The sequence below is a fragment of the Brevundimonas sp. genome (assembly GCF_016463485.1).
Lineage (GTDB): Bacteria > Pseudomonadota > Alphaproteobacteria > Caulobacterales > Caulobacteraceae > Brevundimonas.
In genome coordinates this window covers 1-2,817 of sequence record NZ_JAEMRD010000233.1, presented here as the reverse complement: position 1 = coordinate 2,817, position 2,817 = coordinate 1, and the positions used below count along the sequence as shown (strand labels likewise).

4 protein-coding genes are annotated in these 2,817 nt (G+C 65.9%); 2 read left to right on the top strand and 2 right to left on the bottom strand.

Annotation, left to right across the window (positions count from 1 at the left end; all coding sequences use genetic code 11):
* The coding region (locus JHC99_RS18325) for an NADP-dependent oxidoreductase (protein WP_292156120.1) at window positions 1-838 on the bottom strand (838 nt) is incomplete at its 3' end.
* A 349-nt stretch (window positions 839-1,187) separates the two neighbouring features.
* Between JHC99_RS18325 and JHC99_RS18320 the strand changes: the two genes are divergently transcribed.
* Entirely contained in the window at window positions 1,188-1,544 is a 357-nt protein-coding gene (locus tag JHC99_RS18320; protein ID WP_292156119.1) for a hypothetical protein, read from the top strand.
* A 75-nt stretch (window positions 1,545-1,619) separates the two neighbouring features.
* Here JHC99_RS18320 and JHC99_RS18315 read toward each other — a convergent pair whose 3' ends face one another.
* Window positions 1,620-2,420 carry a response regulator gene (locus JHC99_RS18315; RefSeq protein ID WP_271145505.1) on the bottom strand — a complete coding sequence of 267 codons (801 nt, stop codon included), beginning with the start codon at window positions 2,418-2,420 and terminating at the stop codon, window positions 1,620-1,622.
* A 232-nt stretch (window positions 2,421-2,652) separates the two neighbouring features.
* Here JHC99_RS18315 and JHC99_RS18310 point away from each other — a divergent pair.
* Window positions 2,653-2,817, top strand: a 165-nt coding sequence (locus tag JHC99_RS18310) for a NepR family anti-sigma factor (RefSeq protein WP_292156121.1), incomplete at its 3' end; no start/stop codon positions are given.

Sequence of the window (2,817 nt, the reverse complement as noted above, 5' to 3'; positions counted from 1 at the left end):
AGTCCATGACCAGGAAGCCCTGCATGGTCATCCGGTGGGTGATCAGGCGGCTGAGGTCCGGCGTGGGCGGGCGCTTCGTCGCATTATAGGCCGAGACCATGCCGCATACGGCCATCCGGGCCCCGATGTTCAGCCGGTTCCAGACCGCCACCATGATGTCGCCGCCGACGTTCTCGAAATTCAGGTCGACGCCATTGGGGGCCAGCCGGTCCAGCGCCTCGCCGACATCCTCTCCCTTGTAGTCGATGGCGGCGTCGAAGCCGAGATCGTCGACCAGCCAGCGGCATTTGTCGGGCCCGCCGGCGATGCCGATGACGTGGGCACCCTTCTGCTTGGCGATCTGCCCGGCGATGGAGCCGACGGCCCCGGCGGCGGCCGAGATGACCATCACCTGGCCGGGCGTGGGCCTGAGCACGTCGGTGACGCCGAAATAGGCGGTCATTCCGGTCATGCCCATCACCGACATATTGGCCGTCAGCGGCAGGCCGGGCGCACGGTGGACCTTGGACACCCCGGTGTCGGGCACGACGCCATAGTCGGCCCAGCCGCCCATGGCCGTGGTGACGATGTCGCCGGTCCTGAACCGGCCGGAACGACTGTCCTCGATCACGCCCAGGGTCAGGCCGCGCATGACGTCGCCGAGCCCCACCGGCGGCAGATAGCCGACAGAGTCGTTCATCCAGGTGCGGTTTGTGGGGTCGAGCGACAGATAGATCGTGCGGATCAGGACCTCGCCGTCCTTCAGCTCGGGCGTCGGGCTTTCGATCAGTTCCAGGTCGTCGTGCTGGACCAGACCCTGCGGCCGCTTCCTGAGAACCCATTGACGATTGAGGGGCATGGTCGTCTCCCGTGAAGCGCCCGGCCGTTCGGCCTGAGCGCGTTGCGTTTCCAGACCCACTTGTCCCGCAACCCGACGCGGCTGTCGAGAGGACAAAGAAAAAGGCGACCCTTGCGGATCGCCTTCAAGTGGCATCATCGAGAATGAGGCGCGGAGGCGACAGACTGGCTCTCGCCAGTCTCAAGTCGGGGGGCGTCGCCGCCTCCGCAGATAGACAACGAGGTCCGCCGACTCTCGTTCCCTCAGAACAGAACTTTTTTCGCCCACCGCGTGAGCGGCAGTGGGAGCGGAACGGCAACGCTCCCCATCCGTTTGCTCGTCAGCTTCAATATCAACGGGCGGAACGACCATGACCCCAGAAGAAACCGATCGCGCGACCAAGACCGCCGATGCCGTCCACGAACTGCGTCCCGTCGGCTCCGAGTATGTCCGGGGCGGGCGGCCGGGCGGCCGTATCCTGCTGATCCTGATCGTATCCGCAGGCGCGGCGGCCGTGCTGTTGCTGGGGATGTGGTTCCTGTCCAACGGCGGGTTCGCCAGCCAGAACCCGAACAACGGCCAGCAGGCGGTCGATGCCCAGGCCTTTTCCGACGACGCCTCGACGCCCCCGGCCGCCGATGCCCCGACGACCTCGACCGGTCAGGCAGCGCCGGTCGCGACCGGCGACGCGCCCAACGTCAACGCCCCGACCCAGCCCTCGAACTGAAGTCGGCTGAAAGTCGGCAAAAAGCCCCGGTCGCGTGAGCGGCCGGGGCTTTTCGTATCGGGTGTTCGCCTGGGGTCAGGCGGCTTCCTTCTGGCGCGAGGGGTGGAAGAACAGCGCCTGGGAGATGGCGGCCTTCACGGTCTCGGGCTGGAACGGCTTGGTGATCAGGAAGGTCGGCTCGGGACGTTCGCCGGTCAGCAGACGCTCGGGGAAGGCCGTGATGAAGATCACCGGCACGTCGAACCGCTTCAGGATGTCCTTGACCGCATCGATGCCCGACGAGCCGTCGGCCAGTTGGATATCGGCGAGGACCAGGCCCGGACGGTGACGGGCGACGGCGTCGACGGCCTCGTCATGGGTCGTCGCGGTGGCGGTGACGTTGTGGCCCAGTTCCTTGACCAGGCTTTCGATGTCGGCCGAGATGATGGCCTCGTCCTCGATGATCAGGACGTCGGTGGCCAGTTCGGCGTCGATTTCGGCCTGGGCCGAACCGATCAGCCGCTCGACGTCATGGACATCGGCCGACAGGATCTGGGCGGCCTCGGAGGGGGTGAAGCCTTCCAGGGCGGTCAGCAGGAAAGCCTGGCGCGATCGGGGCGCGATGCGCATCAGGCGTCCCGAGGCGTCGTCGCCGCTGCGGCTTTCGAGACCGCTGGCGTCTTCGAGCTGGGCACCGGTCGAGGACCAGATGGCGTGGAACACCTGATACAGGGCGACGCGGGGCGTCATGTCGGGCGACAACTGACGCTCACCGGCGGCCAGCGCCTCCAGGGCGACACGGACGTAATTGTCTCCCGTCGCCTGATCGCCGGTCAGGGCGCGCGCGTAGCGGCGGACATAGGGCAGGTGCGGCGCAAGTCTGGCCAGTAGGCTCATATCGTAGAATTCCCCGACATATCAGTCATGCACGGCCGGAACCCGAACGTGCGATGGGCGTCAAACGTATCACAACCGCCACGGTTCCATGGCCGAGCACCAACCTTGGCCATAAAATGCGCATCTGTCAGGAACTCTGTCCAGCGGCCGACGTTGGGAGGTCAACAAGAAGCCGGCGACAAAACGTCGGCGGTCTTTCTGAATGCGTGCAACGGGTGGCGGCGACTTGTCCATGATCGATAACTCAGACTCTTCACGGCGCAAGCCATCCCCACTTGGCGGCGAAGCCGGGCTGGAGGAGGCACGGCTGCGACAGCAGGCGATCGGCGTGAAACTGCGTCACCTGTTCGACGAAGTGGTCAATGAGCCGGTGCCCGACGAGTTTCTGGCCATCCTG

Coding starts and splice junctions, on each gene's coding strand:
- JHC99_RS18320 (WP_292156119.1), top strand. CDS start 1,188: ATGACCCCAGAAGAAACCGATCGCGCGACCAAGACCGCCGATGCCGTC.
- JHC99_RS18315 (WP_271145505.1), bottom strand. CDS start 2,420: ATGAGCCTACTGGCCAGACTTGCGCCGCACCTGCCCTATGTCCGCCGC.